The organism is Inquilinus limosus (assembly GCF_002195995.1).
Taxonomy (GTDB): domain Bacteria; phylum Pseudomonadota; class Alphaproteobacteria; order DSM-16000; family Inquilinaceae; genus Inquilinus; species Inquilinus limosus_C.
Genome location: NZ_NHON01000064.1, coordinates 12949 through 36788 on the forward strand (window position 1 = coordinate 12949; position 23840 = coordinate 36788).

Here is a 23840-nt window from a genome sequence, read left to right on the forward strand (position 1 = left end):
GATGACGACGGTCGACACGTTCAACCGGCCGGCGCGCTTCCTGCGCATGCGGCGCCTGTCGGGCCGCACCCTGTCGGTCGTCGTCACCCTGGTCGGGCTGATGCTGCTGACCTTCTCGATGGGGCGGCTGCTGCCGGCCGACCCGGTGCTGGCGGTGACCGGGTCGGAGGTCGACAAGGCGACCTATGACCGGGTCTACCAGGAGCTCGGCCTCGACCAGCCGGTGTGGCGGCAGTTCCTGTCCTATGTCGGCCGGGTCGCGACCGGCGACATGGGCCGGTCGCTGACCACCGGCCAGCCGGTCTCGGCCGACCTGCTCAGCGTCTTCCCGGCCACGATCGAGCTGGCCCTCGTCGCCATCCTCTGCGGCACGCTGGTGGGCGTCCCGCTCGGCGTCGTCGCCGCGGTCAACCGCGGCCGGCCGATCGACCATGTGGCGCGGGTGATCGGCCTGGCCGGCCATTCGGTGCCGATCTTCTGGCTCGGCCTGATCGCGCTGATCCTGTTCTACGCCAAGCTGCAATGGGTCGCCGCCTCCGGCCGGATCGACATCCTGAACGAAGGGATGGTGCCGCCGATCACCGGCCTCCTGCTGCTCGACACCGCGCTGCAGGGCGAATGGGAGGTGTTCCGCGACGCGCTGAACCACATCATCCTGCCCGGCGCGATCCTCGGCTACTACTCGGTCGCCTACATCAGCCGCATGACCCGCAGCTTCATGCTGGAGCAGCTGGGCCAGGAATACATCGTCTCCGCCCGGGCCAAGGGCGTCTCGCGCCGGCGGATGATCTGGGCCCACGCCTTCAAGAACATCCGCGTCCAGCTGCTCACCGTGCTGGCGCTGACCTTCGGCGGGTTGCTCGACGGCGCGGTGCTGATCGAAACCGTGTTCGGCTGGCCTGGCCTCGGCCAATACCTTACCCGGGGGCTGAAGATGAACGACATGAACGTGGTGATGGGGGCGGTGCTGCTGATCGGCATCACCTTCCTGGTCATCAACATCATCTCCGACCGCCTCTACCGCATCCTGGACCCGCGCACCCGATGACCGCGACCTTCAGCGCCCCCCAAGGCAGGCTGCGCGCTTGGCTCAAGACGGACGCGCCGCACACCGTCTTCCAGTCGGCGATGCAGCAGCTCTATCGCGGCTGGCTGCGCTTCGCCGCGCACCCGCTCGGCCTCGCCGGGCTCGCGGTGATCCTGCTGCTGGTGATCGCGGCGATCGGCGCACCGTGGCTGACCTCCCACGACCCGATCGTGCAGGACATGGTGAACCGATTGCAGCCGCCCTCGGCGGCACATTGGTTCGGCACCGACGAGTTCGGCCGCGACGTCTTCGCCCGCGTCGTCTATGGCGCCCGGACGACGATCTACATCATCCTGCTGGTCACCGTCATCGTCGCCCCGATCGGCCTGCTGATCGGCGCCTGCGCCGGCTATCTCGGCGGCTGGGTCGACGAGGTGCTGATGCGGGTGACCGACATCTTCCTGTCCTTCCCCGGCCTGGTGCTGGCGCTGGGCTTCGCCGCGGCGCTGGGCCCCGGCATCACCAACGCCATCATCGCCATCGCCCTGACCGCCTGGCCGCCGATGGCGCGGCTGGCCCGGGCCGAGGCGCTGAGCCTTAGGCGCGCCGACTTCATCGCCGCGGTGCGGCTGCAGGGGGCGTCGAAGACCCGCATCATCACCCGCCACATCCTGCCGATGTGCCTGCCGTCGCTGGTGGTGCGCCTGACCCTGAACATGGCCGGCATCATCCTGACCGCCGCCGGCCTCGGCTTCCTCGGCCTCGGCGCGCAGCCGCCGCTGCCGGAATGGGGCGCCATGGTCTCCACGGGCCGCGAGTTCATGATCGACTGCCCCTGGGTGATCACCGCGCCCGGCATCGCCATCGCGGTGGTCAGCCTGGCCTTCAACCTGGCCGGCGACGCCCTGCGCGACGTGCTCGACCCGAGGTCCGGCGAATGACCGACGCTCCCCTGATCGAGGCCCGCAACCTGCGCATCGCCTTCGGCCGGGGCGCCGCCGCCGTGCCGGTGGTGCATGGCGTGTCCTTCACGCTCGGGCGCGAGAAGCTGGGCATCGTCGGCGAATCCGGCGCCGGCAAGTCGACCGTCGGCCGCGCGCTGATGCGGCTGCTGCCCTCGGCCGCGCGGGTGACGGCGGACCGGCTGGCCTTCCGCGGCATCGACCTGCTGGCGGCCAGCGAGAAGCAGATGATGGATCTGCGCGGCCGGCGCATGGGGCTGATCCTGCAGGACCCGAAATACTCGCTGAACCCGGTCGTGCCGGTCGGCGAGCAGATCGCCGAGGCCTGGCGGCTGCACCACAAGGGGCCGGCCCGCGAGGCGTGCGAGCGCACCCTGGCGATCCTGGAGGCGGTGAAGATCCGCGACCCCGCCCGGGTGGCGCGCCTCTATCCGCACGAGATCTCCGGCGGCATGGGCCAGCGCGTCATGATCGCCATGATGCTGATCGCCGGCCCCGACGTGGTCATCGCCGATGAGCCGACCTCGGCGCTGGACGTCACCGTGCGCCTCGAGGTGCTGCACCTGCTGGACGAGCTGATCGAGAGCCGTGGCCTTGGCCTGATCCTGGTCAGCCACGACCTCAACCTGGTCCGCCGCTTCTGCGACCGGGTGGTGATCATGTATGCCGGCCGGGTGATGGAGACCCTGCGGGCGGCCGATCTCGACCGGGCGGAGCATCCCTACACCCGCGGGCTGCTGGCCTCGCTGCCGTCGATCCGCCACAGCCAGGACCGGCTGCCGGTGCTGCGCCGCGACCCGGCCTGGCTGGCACCCACAGGAGCGACGCCATGATCGAGGTGCGCGACCTGGCCGTGCGCTTCGCCGCCGACGCCCCGCCGGTGGTGGCCGGCGTCTCCTTCGCCGTTGAGAGCGGCGAGACCTTCGGCCTGGTCGGCGAATCCGGCTGCGGCAAGTCGACGGTGCTGCGCGCTCTGGCCGGGCTGATCCCGGACCATGGCGGGGAGGTGCGGCTGGACGGCACGGTGCTGCCGGCCGATCGCCCGCGCGGCTTCTTCAAGCGGGTGCAGATGGTGTTCCAGGACCCCTACGGGTCGCTGCATCCGCGCCAGACCATCCAGGCCCAGCTGCTGGAACCGCTGCGCAACCAGGGCATGACCCCGCCCGAGGGTGCGGTCGGCGCGGCCCTGGATTCGGTCGGGCTGCCGCGCAGCGCCACTTTCCGCTACCCGCACCAGCTCTCCGGCGGCCAGCGCCAGCGCGTGGCCATCGCCCGCGCCCTGATGCTGCAGCCGGAGGTGCTGCTGCTGGACGAGCCGACCTCCGCCCTCGACGTCTCGGTGCAGGCCGAGATCCTGAACCTGCTGATGGACCTGCGGGCGCAGCGCAGCCTGACCTGCATCCTGGTCAGCCACGACCTCGCCGTCGTCGCCCATATGTGCCACCGCATCGCGGTGATGCAGGGCGGCCGCATCGTCGACGGCTTCGACGCGGCGACGCTGCGGGCCGGCCGGCCCGCGCACCCCTACACGCAGGAGCTGCTGGCGGCCAGCGAGGCCTATGGCGAAGCGCCGGCCGCCTAGGCCAGCGCGATCTCGCGACGGGACCGTTCGGACTGCTGCGCCGCCTCGATGCAGGCGATCAGATGGCGGCCGTAGCGCCCATCCGCCGGGTTCGGCCCGGTGCCGCCGATCAGCGCCAGCATCGCCTGCCACTCCCGCTCCACCGCGCGCTGCGCCCAGTCCGGCTCGATCGAATTCGGCACCGGTGTCCAGGCGCCGCCGCGGCCGAGCAGCACGCCCTGGTCGAAATCGAGGCGCAAGGTCCCGGCCTCGCAGACCAGGTCCATGGCGAAGCCGACGCCGCCGTCGCGATAGCCGACGCTGGCCACCTGGCCGATCCGGCCGTCGGCGAAGCGCAGCAGCATCAGCGCCGAATCGTCGGCCTCCTGGTCGTGGAAATGGGTGCCGGCCATGGCCGAGACCGAGGCCACCGGCCCGCCCATCAACCAGACCAGCCGGTCGAGCGCATGGATCCCGGCGGTCAGCAGCATGCCGCCGCCGGTCCGGCGCGACAGGTGCCAGGCCTGCCGGTTCGACTCCATCCACAGCTTGATCAGCCAGCTGCTGCCGAGCACCGGGCGGCCGATATCGCCGGACGCGACGACCTCCTGCGCGGCGAGGCAGGGCAGGGCGAAATGCAGCACATGGCCGACCATCAGATGCACGCCCGCCCGGTCTGCCGCGGCGTTGATCGCGTCGCATTCGGCGACGGTCGGCGCCATCGGCTTCTCCAGCAGGATGTGCTTGCCCGCCTGGGCCGCGGCGATCGCCATCTCGGCATGCAGGTGATGTGGCGTGGCGATCAGCGCCACATCGACCGCCGGGTCGTCCAGCAGCGCCCGCCAATCGGCATGGGCGTTGCCACCATGCTCCCGCGCGAAGGCCCTGGCCGCGTCGATGTCCTGGCGGCAGACGGCGGCGACCCGCGCCCCTGGCACGGCGGCGATGGCCCGCGCATGGATCGCCCCGAAGAAGCCGGCGCCGATGATGCCGATGCCGATCATGCAACCTCCTGGTAAGCCCGGTCGATCAGGCGCATGGCCTGGAGATAGTCCCCGATCCCGACCGATGGTGGCGCGCCGCGCGCCAGCCGGTCCAGCGTGTCGGCCATGAAGGCCTTGTAGCGGTCGGCCGGCGGGATCGGGGCCAGGTCGCGCACCCGACCGTCATCCAGCGTGGCGACGCGGCAGGCATCGCCACGGTCGACCAGATAGGCGTTGCCGGCCGAGACGCGCCATTCGAAATCGCCGCCCGGCGCCATCGAGGCATAGGTGTAGCCGGCCTCGACCGTCGCGATCATGCCGTCCGGCGCCCGCAGGACGACGATCGCATACTCCTCCACTGCCTCGCCGTGCAGGCGCCGGTCGATGGAGGCCGAGACGACGGCGAGGTCGGCGCCGCCGGCCAGGGCCAGCGCGGCGTCGATGCCGTGGATGCCGAGGTTGCGCAGCGCCCCGCCGCCGCCGATCGCCGGGTCCAGCACCCAGGGCACCTCGTCCAGCCGGTAGCGTTCCGGCGGGCCGTTCACGATCCGGAACTGGGCGTGCGACACCGGGCCGAGGCGGCCGACGGCCTTCAGCGCCTCGATCTCCGCCCAGACCGGGCCGCAGCGATTGGGCAGGGGGACGGCGACGAACAGGCCTCTCCGCCGCGCGGCCTCGGCCAGCGGCGCGAGGGCGGCGGTCGATACCGCGGCCGGCTTCTCCAGCACGATCGGCAGGCCCGCCTCGATGCAGGCCAGGGCCAGCGCCGGCACCTGGTCCGGCCGGCCCATGACCACGGTCAGGTCAGGCTTCGCCGCGATGACGGCTTCGATGGATGGCTGCGCCGGCACCCCGTGCCGTGCCGCGAAGCCGGCCGTCACCGCGGGATCCGGATCCCAGGCGGCGACCACCTCCGCGCCCGCCGAACGCGCCGCCTCCAGATGCATGCCGGCATGCCAGTGCCCCACGCCCGCCAAGGCCACCCGGGCCATTCCATCCTCCCTCTTGGCTTATGGCCTTGACAGATATCCTACAAGTCAGCAACCATCAAGCCATGGTGACCCGGCGATGGGGTGGAAGGTGTCGACGATGAAGGAGATCAAGCCGCTCGCCCGGCCGCCTCTGCTGCATGTCTCGGTGCAGGAGAGCCTGAAGAGCTACATCGACGACAACGCCCTGGCCCCCGGCGCGCCGCTGCCGCCGGAGAACGATCTGGCCCAGCAGCTGGGGGTCAGCCGCAACTCCGTGCGCGAGGCGATCAAGGCGCTGGAATCCCTCGGCATCCTGGAGACGCGGCGCGGCATCGGCGTGTTCGTGAAGGCCTTCTCCTTCGAGCCGCTGCTGGCCAACCTGGCCTATGGCCTGGGCGGCGCGCTGCGCGAGGTGGAGGAGGTGCTGGAGATCCGCCGCGTGCTGGAGGTCGGCCTGATCGGCAAGACCATCCAGCTGATCGGCGATGACGACCTGGCGGAGCTGAAGGACACGGTCGAGCGGATGCGCCGCCGGGCCGAGCGGAACGAGAGCTTCGCCGAGGAGGACCAGCAGTTCCACCACCTGCTGTTTCGCTGCCAGAACAACCGCATGCTGACCAGCCTGATCGATGTGTTCTGGATGGCCTTCTACAAGGCGTCCGACTTCGTGAACCTGGCCAATGTCGATCCGATGGCCACCTGGCGCGACCACCAGGAGATCTGTGCCGCGATCGAGGCGCGCGATGGGGCCGCGGCCCGCAGCCGGCTCGACCAGCACTATGACGGGATCGCCCGTCTTCTCGCGACCCGGAAGGGCGCCAAACCAGAAAGCTGAGATCAAGGGGAGGACATAATGAGATTCGGGATGCTGGCATCCGCGCTGGCGCTCGCCGCCGCCATGGCTTGGGCGCCGGGCGCTACGACGCCCGCCGTGGCACAGGAGCCGTCGACGATCACCGGCGGGTTCGATGTCGGCCCGGGTGGCTTCCAGGGCAACTTCAACCCGCTCGCCGCCACCGGCGGCTTCACCTGGCTCAGCCTGTATTTCGAGCCGCTGGTGATCTACGACGCGAAGCTGGAGAGCATCGGCGGCGACCTGGCGTCGAGCTACGAGGTCAGCGCCGACAAGCTGCAGTACACCTTCAAGCTGGCCGATGCGAAATGGCATGACGGCCAGCCCTTCACCTCGGCCGATGTGAAGTTCACCATCGAGACCGCGAAGAACGGCGCCACCGGCACCGTCTTCGCCGCCCGCCTCGGCGCCATCGCCTCGGTCGAGACGCCGGATCCGAAGACCGCGGTGCTGAAGCTGGCGGCCCCGAATGCCGGCCTGCTGGCGACCCTGACCCAGCTGATGATGCTGCCGCAGCACGCGCTGAAGGACATCCCGGCGGACTCGCTGGCCAAGCATGAATGGTGGTCGAAGTCGCCGATCGGCACCGGCCCCTACAAGTTCTCCCGCTACGTCACCGACCAGTATGTCGAGCTGGCGGCCAATGCCGATTATCGCGGCGGCAAGCCGGTGACCGACCGGATCATCAACCGCTACTTCGCCAACACCGCGGCGGCGGTGGCGGCCCTGCGCTCCGGCGAGATCGCCTTCAGCTATGTCGAGGCCGACGACGTCGCCACGTTCCAGGGCAACGATGCCTTCAAGGTGATCGAGGGCAATTCCTACGTCGTCAACTATCTGGGCTTCAACCAGGAGGTGCCGCTGTGGAAGGACGTCCGCGTGCGCCAGGCGGTGATGCACGCGATCAACCGCGATGCGATCGTGCAGAGCCTCTACAAGGGCGCCGCCGAGATCGCCAATTGCGGCTATGTCGCCGGCCACCTGCTGCCCCAGGGCATCGACGGCTACGCCTATGATCCGGAGAAGGCGAAGCAGCTGCTGGCCGAGGCCGGCTGGGACAAGATCAACGGCAGCAAGCCGATCCCGCTGCTGACCTACTACAACACGCCGCTGGCCTCGAACGTGCTGGCCGCGGTGCAGGCGATGCTGGGCCAGGTCGGCATCAACGTGGTGCCGCGGGCGGTCGATACGCCGACCTACAACGCCACCATCTACGCCAAGAACCCGGACTGGTCGCAGTTCCCGCTGGTCTATGCCGGGCTGCAGAACGGGCCGGACCCCAGCGCCATCAATATCGGCCTGAACGAGAAGCAGATCCCGCCGGCGGGCGCCAACTTCCTGCGCATCCGCATGCCGGAGGTGACCTCGGCCTTCGACGCCGCCATGAACGAGACCGACGACAGCAAGCAGGCCGAGCGCTACCAGGCCGTGTGCAAGGCGATGAACGCCAACCTGCCCTGGGCCACCATGTGGGTGGCCAAGCGCTACGGCGTCGCGTCCAGCAAGCTGAAGGACTTCGTCTGGACCCCGGCCCCGGCCGGCGGCCCCTTCGCCGCCCATCCGGAGAAATGGGCGCTCGAATAGATCGTCATTGCGACCCCGGCCCTGAGCCGGGGGAAGCAATCCAGGGCGGCTTGCCTTGGCCCCCGGATTGCTCACTGGAGAGACGGTCCAGTCGGAACAGGACATGGTGAACTACTGCCTTCGTCGCCTCGCGGTCGGGGTCGGCATGCTGATCGCCCTCAGCCTGCTGATTTTCATCCTGCTCCGGCTCGCGCCCGGCGACCCGATCGACGCCTACATCAACCCGAATGTGGCGATGTCGCAGGAGGAGATGGCCGCCGTGCGCGCCCGTCTCGGCCTCGACCAGCCGCTGCCGGTGCAGTACCTGGCCTGGCTGGGCGGGGCGGTGCGCGGCGACCTCGGCTTCTCGCTCCAGCGCAATGGCGAGACTGTGCTGGGGCTGGTGGCGCAGCGCATCGGCCCGACCCTGCTGCTGATGGGGACGGGGCTGGCGATCGCCATCGTCGTCGGCATCGGCGCCGGCATCATCGGCGCCGTCCGGCGCAACTCGGCGACCGATCTCGGCTTGTCGGTCGGCGCCTTCCTCGGCATCTCCAGCCCGGCCTTCCTGACCGCGCTGGTCGGCCTCTACGTCTTCTCGGTGCTGCTGGGCTGGGCGCCGTCCGGCGGCATGCTGACCCCCGGCGCGCCGTTCTCGCTCGGCGATCTCATCAGCCACCTGATCCTGCCGGCGCTGCTGCTGTCGATCGGCCATGCCGCGCTGATCATGCGCTACATGCGCGCCTCGCTGCTGGAGGTGCTGAACCAGGACTATGTCCGCTCCGCCCGCGCCAAGGGGGTGAAGGAGTTCTGGGTCGTGGTGAAGCACGCGCTGCGCAACGCGCTGCTGCCGGTCGTGACCCTGATCGGGTCGACCATCGGCATCGCCGTCGGCGGCGCCATCTTCCTCGAAAGCGTCTTCAACTGGCCGGGCATGGGCCTGCTGCTGGTCAATGCCGTCGAGACCCGCGACTATCCCGTGATCATGGGGGCGACGCTGGTGGTCGGCACCTGCGTGATCCTGGCCAACCTGCTGACCGACATCGCCTATGCGGCGATCGACCCGCGCATCCAGGTGGCCTGATGGCGATCGCGGAAACCTCCCGACCCCGCGGCGGCAACGGCCCGCTGGCCCGTGCCTTCCGCCGCTTCGCCGCCAATGGCGCGGCGCTGGCCGGCATCGCCATCCTGGTGCCGATGCTGGTGCTGATCGTCTGCTATCCGCTGATCCTCGGCCACAAGCCGAACGACATCGACCTGCTGGCCCTCAACAAGGGCCCCAGCGCCGCCCATTGGCTCGGCACCGACGGCGTCGGCCGCGACATCCTGGCCCGTGTGCTGCAGGGCGGGCGGATCTCGCTGCTGGTCGCCGTGGTCTCGGTCGCGATCTCGGTGGTGATCGGCTTCCTGGTCGGGTCGATCGCGGCCATGGCCGGGCGCTTCACCGATGCCGCCATCATGCGCTTCGTCGACCTCGCCATGACGCTGCCGCCCGTGATCTCGCTCTTGGTCCTGGCGTCGATCACCGGTGCCGGCATCGTGCCGACCATCATCGTCATCTCGCTGCTGTCCTGGCCGGTGCTGGCGCGCATGGTGCGGGCCCGGCTGATGGAGCTGCGCGAGCGCGACTTCGTGGTGGCGTCGCGCGGCATGGGGGCCGGCCTCGGCCACCTGCTGTGGCGGCACGGCCTGCCGAACTCGATCGACATCCTCGTCGTCTACGCCACGCTGCAGATCGCCGCCGCCATCCTGCTCGAGGCCGGGCTGTCCTTCCTCGGCCTCGGCGTGCCGCCGCCGGAGGCGAGCTGGGGCAACATGCTGAACGCCGCCCGCAGCACCGTGGTGCTGGAGCAGTACCCCTGGCAGTGGCTGTTCCCGGGCGCCGCCCTGGTGATCACGGTGCTCGCCATCAACTTCGTCGGCGACGGATTGCGCGACGCCTTCGACCCACGTTCCGAACTCAACTGACCGAAAAGACCATCATGGCCTCAGCCCCAGCCTTCCAGGGCGTCGTCCCGCCCGTCGTCACCCCGCTGACCGCGGATTTCCAGGTCGACTACCCGTCCTTCACCCGCGTGCTCGAGCACCTGATCGGCGGCGGCGTGCACGGGCTGTTCGTGCTCGGCTCCACCAGCGAGGTGGTGTTCCATGACGAGGCGACGCGCCGGCAGATCCTGGAGCATGCGGTCAAGGTCGCGAACGGCCGCGTGCCCGTGCTGGCCGGGGTGATCGACCCGACCACCGACCGCGTCATCGGCCACGCCAAGGTGGCGCAGTCGATCGGCGTCGCCGCCGTGGTGGTGACCGCGCCCTTCTACGCCCGCACCAGCCAGCCGGAGATCGTCGACCATTTCCGCTATGTCCGCGACGGCATCGACGTGCCGGTCATCGCCTACGACATCCCGGTCTGCGTCCACGTCAAGCTCGACCGCGCCGGCGTGGTCACGCTCGCCCGTGAGGGCACCATCGCCGGGCTGAAGGATTCCAGCGGCGACGACGGCAATTTCCGCTTCGCCCTGATGGACCTGGCCGACAAGCCCGAGTTCTCGATGATGACGGGGTCGGAGATCGTCTGCGATTCCGTCCTGGCCGCCGGCGCCCACGGCATCGTGCCCGGCCTCGCCAATGTCGATCCGCATGGCTATGTCCGCCTCTACGACCTCTGCCGCAAGGGCGACTGGGCGGCGGCGCGGGCGGAGCAGGAGCGGCTGTGCCGGCTGTTCGAGATCGTCTGGGTCAGCCTGCCGCGCACCAGCGCCGGGTCGGCCGGGGTCGGCGGCTTCAAGACCGCGATGCGCCGCCTCGGCATCATCGACACCAATGTCATGGCCCGGCCGCAGCGGGCGCTGAACGACGCCGAGGCCGCGAAGGTCGAGGCGATCCTGCAGGCGACCGGCCTGCTGGGCTGAGGACCCTATGGCAGAGGCTCAGCACCCCATCCTCGACGTCAGCGGCTTGCGGACCGTGTTCCGCATCCGCGGGCGCGAGGTGACCGCGGTGGCGGATCTCGACCTGTCCATCCGGCCGGCGGAGACGGTCGCACTGGTCGGCGAGTCCGGCTCCGGCAAGTCGGTGACGAGCCTCTCCATCATGGGGCTGCTGCCGGCCAAGGCGGGCCGGGTGGCCGCGGGGTCGATCCGGTTCCGCGGCAAGGACGGGCAGGGCAGGGACCTGGCGACGCTGGATGGCGAGGCGCGGCGCCGGATCCGGGGCAACGACATCGGCATGGTGTTCCAGGAACCGATGACCAGCCTGAACCCGGTCTACACCATCGGCGACCAGATCGCGGAGCCGGTCCGCATCCATCTCGGCCGCGACCGCAAGGCGGCTTGGGCCGCGGCGGTCGACCTGCTCGACAGCGTCGGCATCCCGGACCCGAAGCGGCGGGCGGCGCAGTATCCGCATGAGCTGTCGGGCGGCATGCGGCAGCGCGCCACCATCGCCATGGCGCTGGCCTGCGACCCGACCCTGCTGCTGGCGGACGAGCCGACCACCGCGCTCGACGTCACCATCCAGGCGCAGATCCTCGACCTGCTGCGCCGGCTGCAGGACCAGCGCGGCATGGGGGTGCTGTTCGTGACCCACAATCTCGGCGTGGTGGCGGAAATCGCCCATCGCGTGGCGGTGATGTATGCCGGCCGGATCGTCGAGACCGGGCCGGTGCGCGAGGTGTTCCGCCATCCGCGCCATCCCTACACCATCGGCCTCCTTGCCTCGGTGCCGAAGCTGGGCGAGGCGACGCGGCTGAAGGCAGCGGGGGAGAAGCTGGCCACCATCCCGGGCACCGTGCCCAGCCTGGCCGCCATGCCGCCCGGTTGCGCCTTCGCCTCGCGCTGCCCGCATGTGGTCGAGGCCTGCCGCGCCGCCGTGCCGCCGCCGGCCGAAATCGGGCCCGGCCACACCAGCCGCTGCATCCGCTGGCAGGAGCTCTGACCATGGCCGATCCGCTTCTCGCCGTGCGCGGCCTAGCCAAGCATTTCGGCCCCGGCGCCTTCGGCCGCGGCCCGGTGGTGCGCGCGCTCGACGACATCCATTTCGAGGTCGGCCGCGGCGAGGTGGTGGGCCTGGTCGGTGAATCCGGCTCGGGCAAGACCACGATCGGCCGGTCGGTGCTGCGGCTGATCGAGCCGACGGCCGGCGAGGTGGTGTTCGACGGCCAGGACCTGACGAAGCTGTCAAACAGCGAGATGCGCCGGCAGCGGCGGCGGATGCAGTACATCTTCCAGGACCCCTTTGCCAGCCTGTCGCCGCGCATGACCATCGGCGAGATCCTGACCGAAGGCCTGGCGATCCAGGGCATCGGCACCGGCCGCGAGCGTCTGGCGAAAGCACGGGCGGCTTTGGAGGCGGTGGAGCTGCCGGCCGATGCGGTCGAGCGCTACGCCCACGAATTCTCCGGCGGCCAGCGCCAGCGCATCGGCATCGCCCGGGCCCTGGCGCTGGAGCCCGAGTTCCTGGTGGCGGACGAGCCGGTCTCGGCCCTCGACGTCTCGGTGCAGGCGCAGATCGTCAACCTGCTGCGCGACCTGCAGCTGCGCCTCGGCCTGACCATGCTGTTCATCTCCCACGACCTCGCCGTCGTGGAGTACATCTGCGACCGGGTGATCGTGCTGTATCTCGGCCGGATCATGGAGATCGCGCCGAGCGACCGGCTCTACGCCGCGCCGAAGCACCCTTACACCCGCGCGCTGCTGTCGGCGATCCCGGAGCCGGACCCCGACCGGCCGCGCCAGCGCCAGATCCTGAAGGGCGACATCCCCAGCCCGGCCAACCCGCCCTCGGGCTGCGTCTTCCGCACCCGCTGCCCGCATGCCGTCGAGGCCTGCGCCCGCGAGGTGCCGGTGTTGGAGGAGGTAGAGCCGGGCCACTTCAAGGCGTGCATCCGGCAGGATGTCAGCCGATGACCTGGCCCACCCGTCATTGCGAGCGCAGCGAAGCAATGACGGCGTTAAGAATCTCGAGGAGGCACAATGAGCGACATGCTGCGCGGCAACTGGGCGACGCTGCTGCTGCCGATCGCGGCGGATGAGAGCATCGATTTCGGCCGTCTGGCCGAGGAGATCGACCTGGTGGTCGCGGCACGGGTCGACGGCATCTACTCCAACGGCACCGCGGGCGAGCTGCACAACCAGACCGAGGCGGAATATGCCGCGATCCAGGCGCTGCTGGCCGAGAGATGCCGAGCCGCCGGCATGCCCTTTGTGATCGGCGCCTGCCAGCCGGACCCGAGCCTGGCGCGGCAGCGGGTGACGCTGGCGCGGGACCTCGGCCCGGCGGCGATCCAGGTGGTGCTGCCGGATTGGTGGCCGGTGACCGAGGCGGAAGCCCTGGACTTCCTGGAGCTGATGGCAGAGGCGGCCGGCCCGGTGCCGCTGATCCTCTACAACCCGCCGCATGCCAAGCGCGTGCTGGCGCCGGACGAGCTCGGCCGACTCGTCCGGGCGGCGCCGGCGGTGGCCGGGGTCAAGCTCGCCGATGGCGACGATGCCTGGTACGCGGCGGCGAAGCAGCACCTGTCCGGCACCGCGCTGTTCATCCCCGGCCACCACCTCGCGACCGGCATGAAGCAGGGCGTCGCCGCCGGTGCCTTCTCCAACGTCGCGTGCCTCAGCCCGGCCGGGGCCCAGGCCTGGACCGACCGGATGGCGGTCGACATCGAAGGCGCGCTCGACCTGGAGCGCCGGATCTGCCGCTTCATGGACGAGCATGTCGTGCCGTTCCGGAGCCTGCACGGATACTCCAACGCCGCGCTCGACAAGCTGCTGGCGGCGATCGGCGGCTGGGGGCCGGTCGGCACCCGGCTGCGCCGCCCGTATCGCTGGATCGACGACGCCGAGGCCCTGCGCCTCCGCCCGGTGGCGCAATCGATGATGCCGGAGCTGTTCGCGGCGTAGGGGCGCGTTCAGCTGGCCTGCCGGCCGCCGTGCCGTTCGGCCCGGACCAGCCGGGCCAGCAGCTGGATGCCGGGGTCGATGCGGTCGACCGTGATCGAGGAATAGCCGAAGCGCAGGAAGTTCTCCGGCGGCACAGGATGGTCGAAGAACACCGCGCCGGGGTCGATCAGCAGCCCCTGGGGTGCGCCCGCGGCGGCAACCGCATTCATCGACACGTCGGCCGGCCCCTCGGCCCACAGCGCCGATCCGCCGGCGGGAAGCCGGAACTCGAATTCGGGCAGATGGGTGCGCAGTCCTTCGCCGATCGCGTCGGCGCGCTCGCGATAGGCGGCGATCAGCTTCTTGATCGCGGCATCGTGATGACCCAGCTGCAGGAACAGCGCCACGGCGCGCTGGTTGTTGGCCGGCGGGTGTCGCGCGGTCAGCCGCCGCATCGCCCGCGCCTCGGTGATGAATTCCGGGGCCGCCACCACGTACCCCATCCGCAGCCCCGGGGCCAGGGTCTTGGACAGGCTGCCGACATAGATCACCCGGTCTTCCCGGTCGATCGCCTTGAGCGCCGGTGTGGCCTCGCCGACGAAGGTCAGCTCGCTGTCGTAGTCGTCCTCGACGATCACCAGGTCGTGCGCCGACGCCGCCTGCAGCAGCTCCTGCCGCCGCTGCAGCGGCATGGTCACCGTCGTCGGGTTCTGGTGGCTCGGCTGCACGAACAGCATGTCGCACTCGGCCAGGCTGCCGGTCGGCTTCAGCCCGTGATGGTCCATCGGCAGCGGCTGGATGCGCGCGCCGAACTGCCGGCACAGGTTGCGGATGTCGGGATAGCCCGGCTGCTCGATCCCGACCGTCCGCTCCGGCTTCAGCAGCAGCGACGCGGCGAGGTACAGCGCCTGCTGCGCCCCGACGGTGACCAGGATCTGGTCCGGCGACACCCAGATGCCGCGCCGCGGCAGGATCCGCTTCTGCAACTGTTCAATCAGCAGCGGGTCGTCGGCATCGACCCGGTCGCCGGCCCAGTCGCGGATGGCGACCGAGCGCAGCGACAGCTGCACCACCTCGCGCCACTCGGTGATCGGGAACAGGGTCGGGTCCGGCTGGCCGTAGACGAAGGGGAACCGGTAATTGTACCAGTCTGTCGGCTTCATCACATGCCGGGTGCGCGACGGGCGGCTGGTCAGCCGCGCGGTCCAGTCCGGCCGGCGGCCGGGCTCGTCGGGCCGCACCCCGGCCGCCCGCGCCGCATTCTCCAGCGCCGCCGGGTCGACCATGTGCTTCGACCGGCTGTGCGCCGAGATGAAGCCCTCCTGGGTCAGCTGCTCATAGGCCTGGATCACGGTGTTGCGGCTGATCCCCAGGATCTCCGCCAGCCGGCGCGACGACGGCAGCTCCGCGCCCGGCGGCAGCCGCCGGTCCAGCACCGCCTGGGCGATGGCGCCGCGCAACTGCGCCTGCAGCGTCAGGTCGGGCCGGCGCGACAGCGTCAGCAACTGCCGCCACAGAATGTCGTCGGCCGCCACGCGCCCTCTCCCGCGCCACAAACCTTGACTGAATAAAATCGTATTTCACCATCCGGTGCAATCTGGACTCATCGAGAGGGACCATCTGGACTCATCGGAGCCGCATCTGGACCCATTAATTTGCCCCATCTGGACCTGAGGGGATATGCATCCCGTAGGTTAACCTTCCTGCGTCGTATCGGAAAGCCGGCCACGACCGGCCCGGTGCAAGATCCCAGAAACGAGTCCACCGCGGCGGCGGATGATCCGGCGCCGGAGGGTGGACGGCACTATCCAGCAAGAGAGCACCTATGACTCAGGCTCTGAACGGCACTCCCGGAAACGACACGATCACGGGCACCAATCCGGGCGATGCATCCAATCCCGACGGCATCGACTTCATCGACGGCCTGGACGGCAATGACACCCTGTCCGGTCTCGGCGGCGCGGCGCGGGTGGCGATGCACTCAAGGGCAGGGCCGGCAACGACCGCTTCGTCTACACCGCCCTGTGCGACAGCGCGGTGTCGGGGACGGCATCCTGGACTTCGCGACCGGGGACAGGATCGACCTGTCCGCGATCGATGCCGACGGCAATTCCGGCAATGGCGACACGGGGTTCAGTTTCGGCACCGGCGCCTTCACCGGCACGGCGGGCGAACTGCGGGTGGTGACGGCCGGGGCGATCCAGTTGGTCTATGTCGACGCCAATGGCGACAAGGCGATGGACTTCGCCATCAACGTCATCTCCGATCATGCCCTGACGGCCAGCGGCCTCGTGCTCTGATGATGCGGCCCGGCCGCCGGGAGCGGCCGGGTATCCTCGTAGAACGGCGGCGGACGCGGTTTACGGCGCAGAAGCGAACAGGATTCCTGCCCGCGCGATTTGCCTAACATAATATGCAGAGTCTCTGCTAAATCTTTCCTAATTTTCAGGCCCCGGCCAACTGGGGCGCATTTCAGCCCGGCTGTTCCACTGGGATCAACGGCGCCCGAAGCAGGAGGAAGTTCCGTGACCCAGACCCTCAACGGCACTGCCGGAAACGACACGCTGACCGGCACCAGCCCGGGCGATGCGGCCAACCCGGACGGCATCGACATCATCAATGGCGGCGGCGGCAACGACATCCTGAGCGGCCTTGGCGGGAACGACATCATCCAAGGCGGCCTGGGCGCCGACACCATGAGCGGCGGCGCCGGCTTCGACACGGTCAGCTACGCCAACGCCACCGCGGGCATCGGCCTGGCCCTGAACTCCACCGGCATCTTCGGCGAGTCCGTGGGCGACACCATGACCGGCTTCGAGGCCGTGATCGGCAGCGCCTTCAACGACCAGATCGCCGGCGACACCGGGACCAACAGGATCGATGGCGGCGCCGGCAACGACTACATCCAGATCAGCGGTGGCGCCGACACGCTGATCGGCGGCAGCGGCACCCAGGACATCCTCGACGCCCGCGCCTGGAACGGATCGATGAATATCAACCTGGTCGCCGGGACCGCGACCGGGGGCGTTACCCTGTCCGGCTTCGAATGGATCCTGGCCACGAACTTCAGCGACATTCTGATCGCCAACCAGAATGTCAACACCACGCTGGCCGGATTCGTCGGCAACGACACGCTCAACGGTGGCGACGCCGATGACGCGCTGTATGGCGACAGCTACGCCGGCATCGCCGGCACCGGCAACGACACGCTCAGCGGCGGCGCCGGCGACGACACGCTCGAGGGCGGCGACCTCGCCGACGTGCTGAATGGCGGCACCGGCGTCGACACCGCCGCCTATGGCGGGTCCGGCGTCGCGGTGACCGTCAGCCTGGTCACCGGCACCGGCACGGGCGGCCACGCCCACGGCGACACGCTGACCGCGATCGAGAATCTCGACGGCTCGGACTTCGCCGACACGCTGATCGGCAACACCGGGGCCAACCGGCTTCGCGGCGGCAATGGCGACGACCTGCTTAACGGCGGCGCCGGGGCCGACTCGCTGCAGGGCGGCAACGGCGTCGACACGGCGACCTACGCCGCGTCGGCTGCCGCGGTGACCGCCAATCTCACGGCCGGCACCGGCTCGGGCGGCGACGCCCAGGGCGACGCGCTGATCGCTGTCGAGAACCTCATCGGCTCGGCCTTCAACGACACGCTGATCGGCAGCGCCGCGGCCAACGTGCTGACCGGCGGCAACGGCAACGATCTGCTTCGCGGCGGGGCCGGGGCCGATGCGCTGGACGGCGGCGCCGGCACGGACACCGCCGACTACGCCGGCTCGACGGCCGGGGTCTCCGTCAATCTGCAGACCGGCACGGGATCCGGCGGCGACGCCGCCGGTGACACGCTGACGGCCATCGAGAACCTCACCGGCTCGGCCCAGAACGACACGCTGATCGGCAACACCGGGGCCAACACATTGGCCGGCGGCGACGGCAACGACACGCTCCGCGGCAGCGCCGGCGCCGATGTCCTCAACGGCGGCAACGGCGCGGACACCGCCGACTACACCGGCTCGGCCGCGGCCGTGTCGGTCAACCTGCAGACCGCGGCGGTCTCCGGCGGCGATGCCGCGGGCGACACGCTGACCAGCATCGAGAACGCCACCGGCTCGGCCCTGAACGACACGCTGGTCGGCTCGACCGGCGCCAATGCGCTGAGCGGCGGCGACGGCAACGACCTGCTCCGCGGCGGCGCCGGGGCCGATGCCCTGAACGGCGGCAACGGCACCGACACCGCCGACTACACCGGCTCGGCCGCGGCGGTCGCGGTCAACCTGCTGACCGGCGCGGGCACCGGCGGCGACGCCCAGGGCGACACGCTGACGGCAATCGAGAACGTCACCGGCTCGGCCCTCAACGACACGCTGACCGGCAATGCCGGGGCCAATGTCCTCAACGGCGGCGACGGCAACGACACGCTCCAGGGCGGCGCCGGCGCCGACGCGCTGCAGGGCGGCAACGGCACCGACACCATCTCCTACGCCGCCTCCGCCGCGGCCATCGGCCTCAGCCTCTCCAGCAACAGCGCGTCAGGCGGCGACGCCGCGGGCGACAGCTTCAGCAGCATCGAGAACGTCATCGGCTCGGCCTTCGCCGATACGATCAACGGCAGCGCCGGGGCGAATGTCATGGATGGCGGCGCCGGCGATGACGTGCTGGCGGGCCGCGGCGGTGCGGACACCCTGCGCGGCGGTGCCGGCAGCGATACGGCCAACTACATCGCGACCGGCAGCGTCACGATCAACCTCGCGACCAACACCGCCTCGGGCGGCGATGCCACCGGCGACACCTTCGACAGCATCGAGAACATCACCGGCTCGAACCAGGCCGACAGCCTGACCGGCGATGCCGGGGCCAATATCCTCGACGGCGGTGCCGGTAACGACCTGCTCGCCGGCGGCGCCGGGGCCGACACGCTGATCGGCGGCGCGGGCACGGACACGGTGACCTATGCCGCCTCCGCCGCGGGCATCACGGTCAGCCTGTCGACCAACACCGCGTCGGGCGGCGATGCCCAGGGCGACAGCTTCGACGGCATCGAGAACATCACCGGCTCGGCCTTCGCCGACAGCATCGATGGCAGTGCCGGGGCGAACGTCCTGATCGGCGGCGCCGGCGACGACGTGCTGTCGGGCCGCGGTGGCGCGGACAACCTGCAGGGCGGGCTCGGCACCGACACGGCCGACTACATCGCGTCCTCCGTCGGCGTCACGGTCAACCTCGCGACCAACACCGCGACCGGCGGCGATGCCCAGGGCGACACCTTCACCACCATCGAGGGCGTCAGCGGCTCCAACCACGCCGATATCCTGACCGGCAATGCCGGGTTCAACGCCCTCTCCGGCGCCGGCGGGGACGACCTGCTCGACGGCGGCGAGGGCGCTGATCTGATGGATGGCGGCGCCGGTGTCGACACTGTGACCTATGCCACGTCGACCGCGGGCGTCACGGTCAATCTGGCGACCGGCAGCGGTGCGGGCGGCTATGCCCAGGGCGACGTGCTGACGGCGATCGAGATCCTGATCGGGTCGGCCTTCGCCGACACGCTGACCGGCAGCGCCGCGGCCAATGTGCTGAACGGCGGCAACGGCGATGACCTGCTCCAGGGCGGCGCCGGGGCCGACGTGCTGACCGGCGGCGCCGGAACGGACACCGTGAGCTATGCCGGGTCCGCCGCAGCGGTCGTGGTCACGGTCAACGGCGCCGCCTCGGGCGGCGACGCCGCGGGCGACACCATGACCGGCATCGAGAATCTGACCGGCTCGGCCCTGAACGACACTCTGACGGGCGATGCCGGGGCGAATGTCCTGGCCGGCGGCAACGGCGACGATGTCCTCCAGGGCGGCGCCGGGGCCGACACGCTGGCCGGCGGCGCCGGCATCGACACGGCAAGCTACGCCGGGTCCAGCGCCGCCGTCGTCGTCACGGTCAACGGTGCGGCCTCGGGCGGCGACGCCGCGGGCGACATCATGAGCAACATCCAGAACCTGACCGGCTCGGCCTTCAACGACACGCTGACCGGCGACGCCGGGGCGAATGTCCTGGCCGGCGGCAATGGCGACGACATACTCCAGGGCCTCGGCGGCGCCGACGTGCTGCAGGGCGGCAACGGCACCGACACCATCTCCTACGCCGCCTCCGCCACGGCCATCGGCCTCAGCCTCTCGTCCGGCGGCACATCGGGCGGCGCCGCGGGCGACACCTTCAGCAGCATCGAGAACGTCATCGGCTCGGCCTTCGCCGATTCGATCAACGGCAGCGCCGGGGCGAACGTCCTGAATGGCGGCGCCGGCGACGACCTGCTGGCCGGCCGCGGCGGCGCCGACACCCTGATCGGCGGAGCCGGCAGCGACACGGCCGACTACATCGCCTCCGCGGCCGTCAACGTCAATCTTGCGACCAACACCGCCACGGGCGGCGATGCCGCCGGCGACACCTTCAACGGCATCGAGAATCTCGCCGGCTCGAACCAGGCCGACACCCTGACCGGCGATGCCGGGGCCAACATCCTCAGCGGCGTCGCGGGGAACGACGTGCTCCAGGGCGGCGCCGGGGCCGACACGCTGGACGGCGGCGCGGGCACCGACACGGCGGTCTATGCCGCCTCCGCCGCGGGTGTCACGGTCAACCTGCTGGCCGGAACCGGCACTGGCGGCGACGCCCAGGGCGACACGCTGACGGCGATCGAGAACGTCACCGGCTCGGCCTTGAACGACACGCTGACCGGCGACGCCGGGGCGAATGTCCTGGCCGGCGGCAACGGCGACGATCTGCTCCAGGGCGGCGCCGGGGCCGACACCCTGGCCGGTGGCGCCGGCATCGACACGGTAAGCTATGCCGGGTCCAGCGCCGCAGTCGTCGTCACGGTCAACGGCGCCGCCTCGGGCGGCGACGCCGCGGGCGACACCATGAGCAACGTCCAGAACCTGACCGGCTCGGCCTTCAACGACACGCTGACCGGCGACGTCGGGGCCAATGTGCTAAACGGCGGCGACGGCAACGACACGCTTCAGGGACGCGGCGGCGCCGATGCGCTGCGGGGCGGCAACGGCACCGACACTGCCTCCTATGCCCTCTCCAGCGCGGGCGTCGGTGTCAGCCTCTCCGCCAACGCCGCGACGGGCGGCGATGCCGAGGGCGACAGCTTCAGCAGCATCGAGAACGTCATCGGCTCGGCCTTCGCCGACACGATCAACGGCGAGGCCGGGGCGAATGTGCTGGCAGCTTCAGCAGCATCGAGAACGTCATCGGCTCGGCCTTCGCCGACACGATCAACGGCGAGGCCGGGGCGAATGTGCTGGACGGCGGCGCCGGCGACGACGTGCTCGCGGGCCGCGGCGGCGCCGACACCCTGATCGGCGGGGCCGGCARCGACACGGCCGCCTATGGCGCCTCCGCCGCGGCCGTCACGATCAATCTCGCCACCAACACCGCCAATGGCGGCGATGCCACCGGCGATACCTTCAACAGCATCGAGAATCTCACCGGCTCGAACTTCGCCGACATCCTGACCGGCGATGCCGCGGCCAACACCCTCAGCGGTGTCGCCGGGAACGATGTGCTCAATGGCGGTGCCGGGGCCGACGTGCTGGATGGCGGCGCGGGCAGCGACACGGCCAGCTATGCCGGCTCGGCCGCGGGCGTCGCGATCGATCTCGCGGCGGGCACCGCCACGGGCGGCGACGCCCAGGGCGATACCCTGACATCCATCGAGAACCTGACCGGCTCGTCCCTCGCCGACGCGCTGGTCGGCGATGCCGGGGCCAATGCGCTGGACGGCGGCGACGGTGACGATCTGCTCCGCGGTGGGGCCGGGGCCGACATCCTGACCGGCGGGAACGGGGTGGATACGGCGGACTACGTGGCCTCCGCGGCCGGGATCATCATCGACCTGGCGGCAGGCACCGGCACGGGTGGCGATGCCCAGGGCGACACCCTGTCCGGCATCGAGAATGTCACCGGCTCCGCCTCCGCCGACCGGCTGTATGGCTTGGCCGCGGCCAATGCGCTGAGCGGCGGCGGCGGCGACGACCAACTCCGCGGCGGCGCCGGGGCCGACATCCTGGACGGCGGCGCCGGCCTGGACTTCGCCAACTACCAGGGCTCGACGGCGGCGGTCACGGTCAACCTGCTGACCGGCGCGGCCTCGGGTGGCGACGCCCAGGGCGATGTGCTGCGCGGCATCGAGAACCTGTATGGGTCGAGCCACGACGATCATCTGTCGGGCGACAACGGCCGCAACATTATCGGCGGCGAGCTCGGCGACGACACCCTCGTCGGCAATGGCGGCGACGACAGCCTTTCGGGCGAGGCCGGCGACGACAACCTCGACGGCGGTGACGGTGCGGACCGGTTGGTCGGCGGCGATGGGCTCGACACCATCCATGGCGGCACCGGCAATGACAGCGTCGATGCGGGCTCCGGCAACGACCAGGTCTTCGGCGAGGCCGGCCATGACAATGTCTATGGCGGCGCGGGCGACGACACCATCGACGGCGGCGACGGCAACGACACGATCGAGGGCGATGGCGGGGCCGACACCATCGTCGGCGGGGCCGGCATCGACACCGCCGTCTATCTCAGCTCGGCGGCCGGGGTGTCGGTGAACCTGGCGACCGGCGCGATGTCGGGCGGCGACGCCGCGGGCGATACGCTGAGCGGCGTCGAGCAGGTGCAGGGCTCCGCCTTCGCCGACACGCTGACCGGCGACGCCAACGCCAACACGCTGTGGGGCCTGGCCGGCGACGACGTCCTCACCGGCGGCGGGGGCGGCGATGCGCTGAAGGGCGGGGCCGGCAACGACCGGTTCGTCTACACCGCGCTGTCGGACAGCGCGGTCTCCGGTATCGGCAAGGACGGCATCGTGGATTTCTCGACGGGCGACAAGATCGACCTGTCGGCGATCGATGCCGACGGCAATGGCGGCAACGGCGACACCGCCTTCACCTTCGGCACCGGCGCCTTCACCGGCCATGCCGGTGAGCTGCGGGTGGTGACGGCCGGGTCGATCCAGGTGGTCTATGTCGACGCCAATGGCGACAAGGCTCCCGACTTCGCCATCAACGTCACCGCCGACCACGCCCTGACGGCCAGCGACTTCGTGCTGTAGCCGAGAGACCGGGAGGCACGGGCCTCTCTCCCTTCCAGATTCCCGTGGCCGAGCGCCGCCAGTCCCGGCACGATGCGGCGGCGACTTCGCGGCGGCCGGGCCGGCGCGGCGTCCTTCGACGAACGGGACGGTGAGATGAAGGTCTTCTGGAACGACATCCAGCGCAGCCATGCGCCGCAATTCTTCCTGCAGCGCGGGCAGCTGCGTCGCAACTTCGAGGTGCCGGCCCGGGCCGAGGCGCTGCTGGCCGCAGTGCGGGAGATGCGGCTCGAGGTGGTCGAGCCGCCGGCGGTCGACCGTGCCACCCTGCAGTCGGTGCACACGCCGGACTATCTCGACTTCCTGGAGCAGGCCTGGGCCGAGTGGTCGGCGCTGCCCGACCATGGGCCCGAGCTGGTGGCGAACATCCATCCGAGCCCGGAGATGCTGGCCCAGGGTGCCAGGCCGTCCGGCACCATTGTCGGCAAGCTCGGCTGGTACACGGCCGACACCTCCTGCCCGATCGGGCCGCCGACCTGGGCGGCTTCGGTCGCCGCCGCCTCCTGCGCTGCCGCAGCAGCCGACGAGGCGGCGTCCGGCCGTGCCGCCTATGCGCTGGCCCGCCCGCCGGGACACCACACCTATGCCGCCCGGGCCGGCGGCCATTGCTATCTGAACAACGCGGCGGTGGCGGCGCAGCGGCTGCGCGACCGCGGCGCCGCGCGGGTCGCCGTGATCGACATCGACGCCCATCACGGCAACGGCACGCAGGGCATCTTCTGGGATCGCGCGGATGTCTTCGTCGCCTCGGTGCATGGCGACCCGAACCGCTATTACCCCTGGTATGTCGGCCATGAAAGCGAGACCGGCGGCGGGGCCGGCATCGACACCGCCGTCTATCTCAGCTCGGCGGCCGGGGTGTCGGTGAACCTGGCGACCGGCGCGATGTCGGGCGG

The 23840-nt window shown here is 70.6% G+C and carries 19 protein-coding genes; 16 read left to right on the forward strand and 3 right to left on the reverse strand.

Features of this window, described 5'->3' with window-relative positions; genetic code table 11:
* Position 1 precedes the first annotated feature (1 nt).
* Genes BWR60_RS25715 through BWR60_RS25730 form a run of 4 tightly spaced genes read left to right on the forward strand, consistent with a single transcriptional unit; the run spans position 2 to position 3571 of the window.
* On the forward strand, positions 2 to 1048 hold the full coding sequence (locus BWR60_RS25715) for an ABC transporter permease (protein WP_088154336.1): 1047 nt from the start codon (positions 2 to 4) through the stop codon (positions 1046 to 1048).
* Positions 1045 to 1968 (forward strand): nickel transporter permease, encoded by a 924-nt coding sequence (gene nikC / locus BWR60_RS25720; RefSeq protein ID WP_088154338.1) that lies wholly within the window; start codon positions 1045 to 1047, stop codon positions 1966 to 1968. Before BWR60_RS25715 ends, nikC begins: the two co-directional genes overlap by 4 nt.
* Positions 1965 to 2822, forward strand: a complete 858-nt coding sequence (locus BWR60_RS25725; RefSeq protein WP_088154340.1) for an ABC transporter ATP-binding protein — start codon at positions 1965 to 1967, stop codon at positions 2820 to 2822. The genes nikC and BWR60_RS25725 overlap by 4 nt, the downstream gene beginning before the upstream one ends.
* Positions 2819 to 3571 (forward strand): ABC transporter ATP-binding protein, encoded by a 753-nt coding sequence (locus tag BWR60_RS25730; RefSeq protein WP_088154342.1) that lies wholly within the window; start codon positions 2819 to 2821, stop codon positions 3569 to 3571. Before BWR60_RS25725 ends, BWR60_RS25730 begins: the two co-directional genes overlap by 4 nt.
* On the opposite strand, the gene BWR60_RS25735 is transcribed toward BWR60_RS25730, so the two are convergent.
* On the reverse strand, positions 3568 to 4554 hold the full coding sequence (locus tag BWR60_RS25735) for a Gfo/Idh/MocA family protein (RefSeq protein ID WP_088154343.1): 987 nt from the start codon (positions 4552 to 4554) through the stop codon (positions 3568 to 3570). The two genes, BWR60_RS25730 and BWR60_RS25735, sit on opposite strands and share 4 nt — an antisense overlap.
* Positions 4551 to 5525: a Gfo/Idh/MocA family protein gene (locus tag BWR60_RS25740; protein WP_088154345.1), complete on the reverse strand. Its 975-nt coding sequence runs from the start codon at positions 5523 to 5525 to the stop codon at positions 4551 to 4553. Before BWR60_RS25740 ends, BWR60_RS25735 begins: the two co-directional genes overlap by 4 nt.
* 97 nt (positions 5526 to 5622) lie before the next feature.
* Here BWR60_RS25740 and BWR60_RS25745 point away from each other — a divergent pair, with 97 nt between their 5' ends.
* The 8 genes from BWR60_RS25745 (at position 5623) to BWR60_RS25780 (ending at position 13814) form a co-directional block, all read left to right on the forward strand.
* On the forward strand, positions 5623 to 6339 hold the full coding sequence (locus tag BWR60_RS25745; RefSeq protein WP_088154370.1) for a FadR/GntR family transcriptional regulator: 717 nt from the start codon (positions 5623 to 5625) through the stop codon (positions 6337 to 6339).
* A 30-nt stretch (positions 6340 to 6369) separates the two neighbouring features.
* A complete protein-coding gene (locus BWR60_RS25750; RefSeq protein ID WP_218823678.1) occupies positions 6370 to 7941 on the forward strand; it encodes an ABC transporter substrate-binding protein in 1572 nt (523 codons plus the stop codon).
* A gap of 103 nt (positions 7942 to 8044) precedes the next feature.
* On the forward strand, positions 8045 to 9004 hold the full coding sequence (locus BWR60_RS25755) for an ABC transporter permease (protein ID WP_088154349.1): 960 nt from the start codon (positions 8045 to 8047) through the stop codon (positions 9002 to 9004).
* Entirely contained in the window at positions 9004 to 9888 is an 885-nt protein-coding gene (locus tag BWR60_RS25760) for an ABC transporter permease (RefSeq protein ID WP_088154351.1), read from the forward strand. The genes BWR60_RS25755 and BWR60_RS25760 overlap by 1 nt, the downstream gene beginning before the upstream one ends.
* Positions 9889 to 9902: 14 nt before the next feature.
* Positions 9903 to 10829, forward strand: a complete 927-nt coding sequence (locus BWR60_RS25765; protein WP_088154353.1) for a dihydrodipicolinate synthase family protein — start codon at positions 9903 to 9905, stop codon at positions 10827 to 10829.
* A gap of 7 nt (positions 10830 to 10836) precedes the next feature.
* Entirely contained in the window at positions 10837 to 11853 is a 1017-nt protein-coding gene (locus BWR60_RS25770; protein ID WP_088154355.1) for an ABC transporter ATP-binding protein, read from the forward strand.
* A gap of 2 nt (positions 11854 to 11855) precedes the next feature.
* Positions 11856 to 12824 carry an ABC transporter ATP-binding protein gene (locus BWR60_RS25775; RefSeq protein ID WP_088154357.1) on the forward strand — a complete coding sequence of 323 codons (969 nt, stop codon included), beginning with the start codon at positions 11856 to 11858 and terminating at the stop codon, positions 12822 to 12824.
* Positions 12825 to 12890: 66 nt separating this feature from the next.
* On the forward strand, positions 12891 to 13814 hold the full coding sequence (locus tag BWR60_RS25780; protein ID WP_088154359.1) for a dihydrodipicolinate synthase family protein: 924 nt from the start codon (positions 12891 to 12893) through the stop codon (positions 13812 to 13814).
* 8 nt (positions 13815 to 13822) lie between these two features.
* Here BWR60_RS25780 and BWR60_RS25785 read toward each other — a convergent pair whose 3' ends face one another.
* On the reverse strand, positions 13823 to 15328 hold the full coding sequence (locus BWR60_RS25785; RefSeq protein ID WP_218823679.1) for a PLP-dependent aminotransferase family protein: 1506 nt from the start codon (positions 15326 to 15328) through the stop codon (positions 13823 to 13825).
* A gap of 489 nt (positions 15329 to 15817) precedes the next feature.
* On the opposite strand from BWR60_RS25785, the gene BWR60_RS25790 reads away from it, so the two are divergent.
* The 4 genes from BWR60_RS25790 to BWR60_RS25805 all read left to right on the forward strand — a co-directional run.
* Entirely contained in the window at positions 15818 to 16093 is a 276-nt protein-coding gene (locus BWR60_RS25790; RefSeq protein ID WP_088154361.1) for a M10 family metallopeptidase C-terminal domain-containing protein, read from the forward strand.
* 225 nt (positions 16094 to 16318) lie between these two features.
* Positions 16319 to 21151 (forward strand): beta strand repeat-containing protein, encoded by a 4833-nt coding sequence (locus BWR60_RS25795; RefSeq protein ID WP_088154363.1) that lies wholly within the window; start codon positions 16319 to 16321, stop codon positions 21149 to 21151.
* The gene (locus BWR60_RS25800) at positions 21067 to 22905 is read left to right on the forward strand and encodes a beta strand repeat-containing protein (protein ID WP_429913042.1); all 1839 of its coding nucleotides are present in this window, start codon (positions 21067 to 21069) and stop codon (positions 22903 to 22905) included. Before BWR60_RS25795 ends, BWR60_RS25800 begins: the two co-directional genes overlap by 85 nt.
* A gap of 135 nt (positions 22906 to 23040) precedes the next feature.
* On the forward strand, positions 23041 to 23840 hold an 800-nt coding region (locus BWR60_RS25805), incomplete at its 3' end, for an acetylpolyamine amidohydrolase (RefSeq protein ID WP_088154368.1).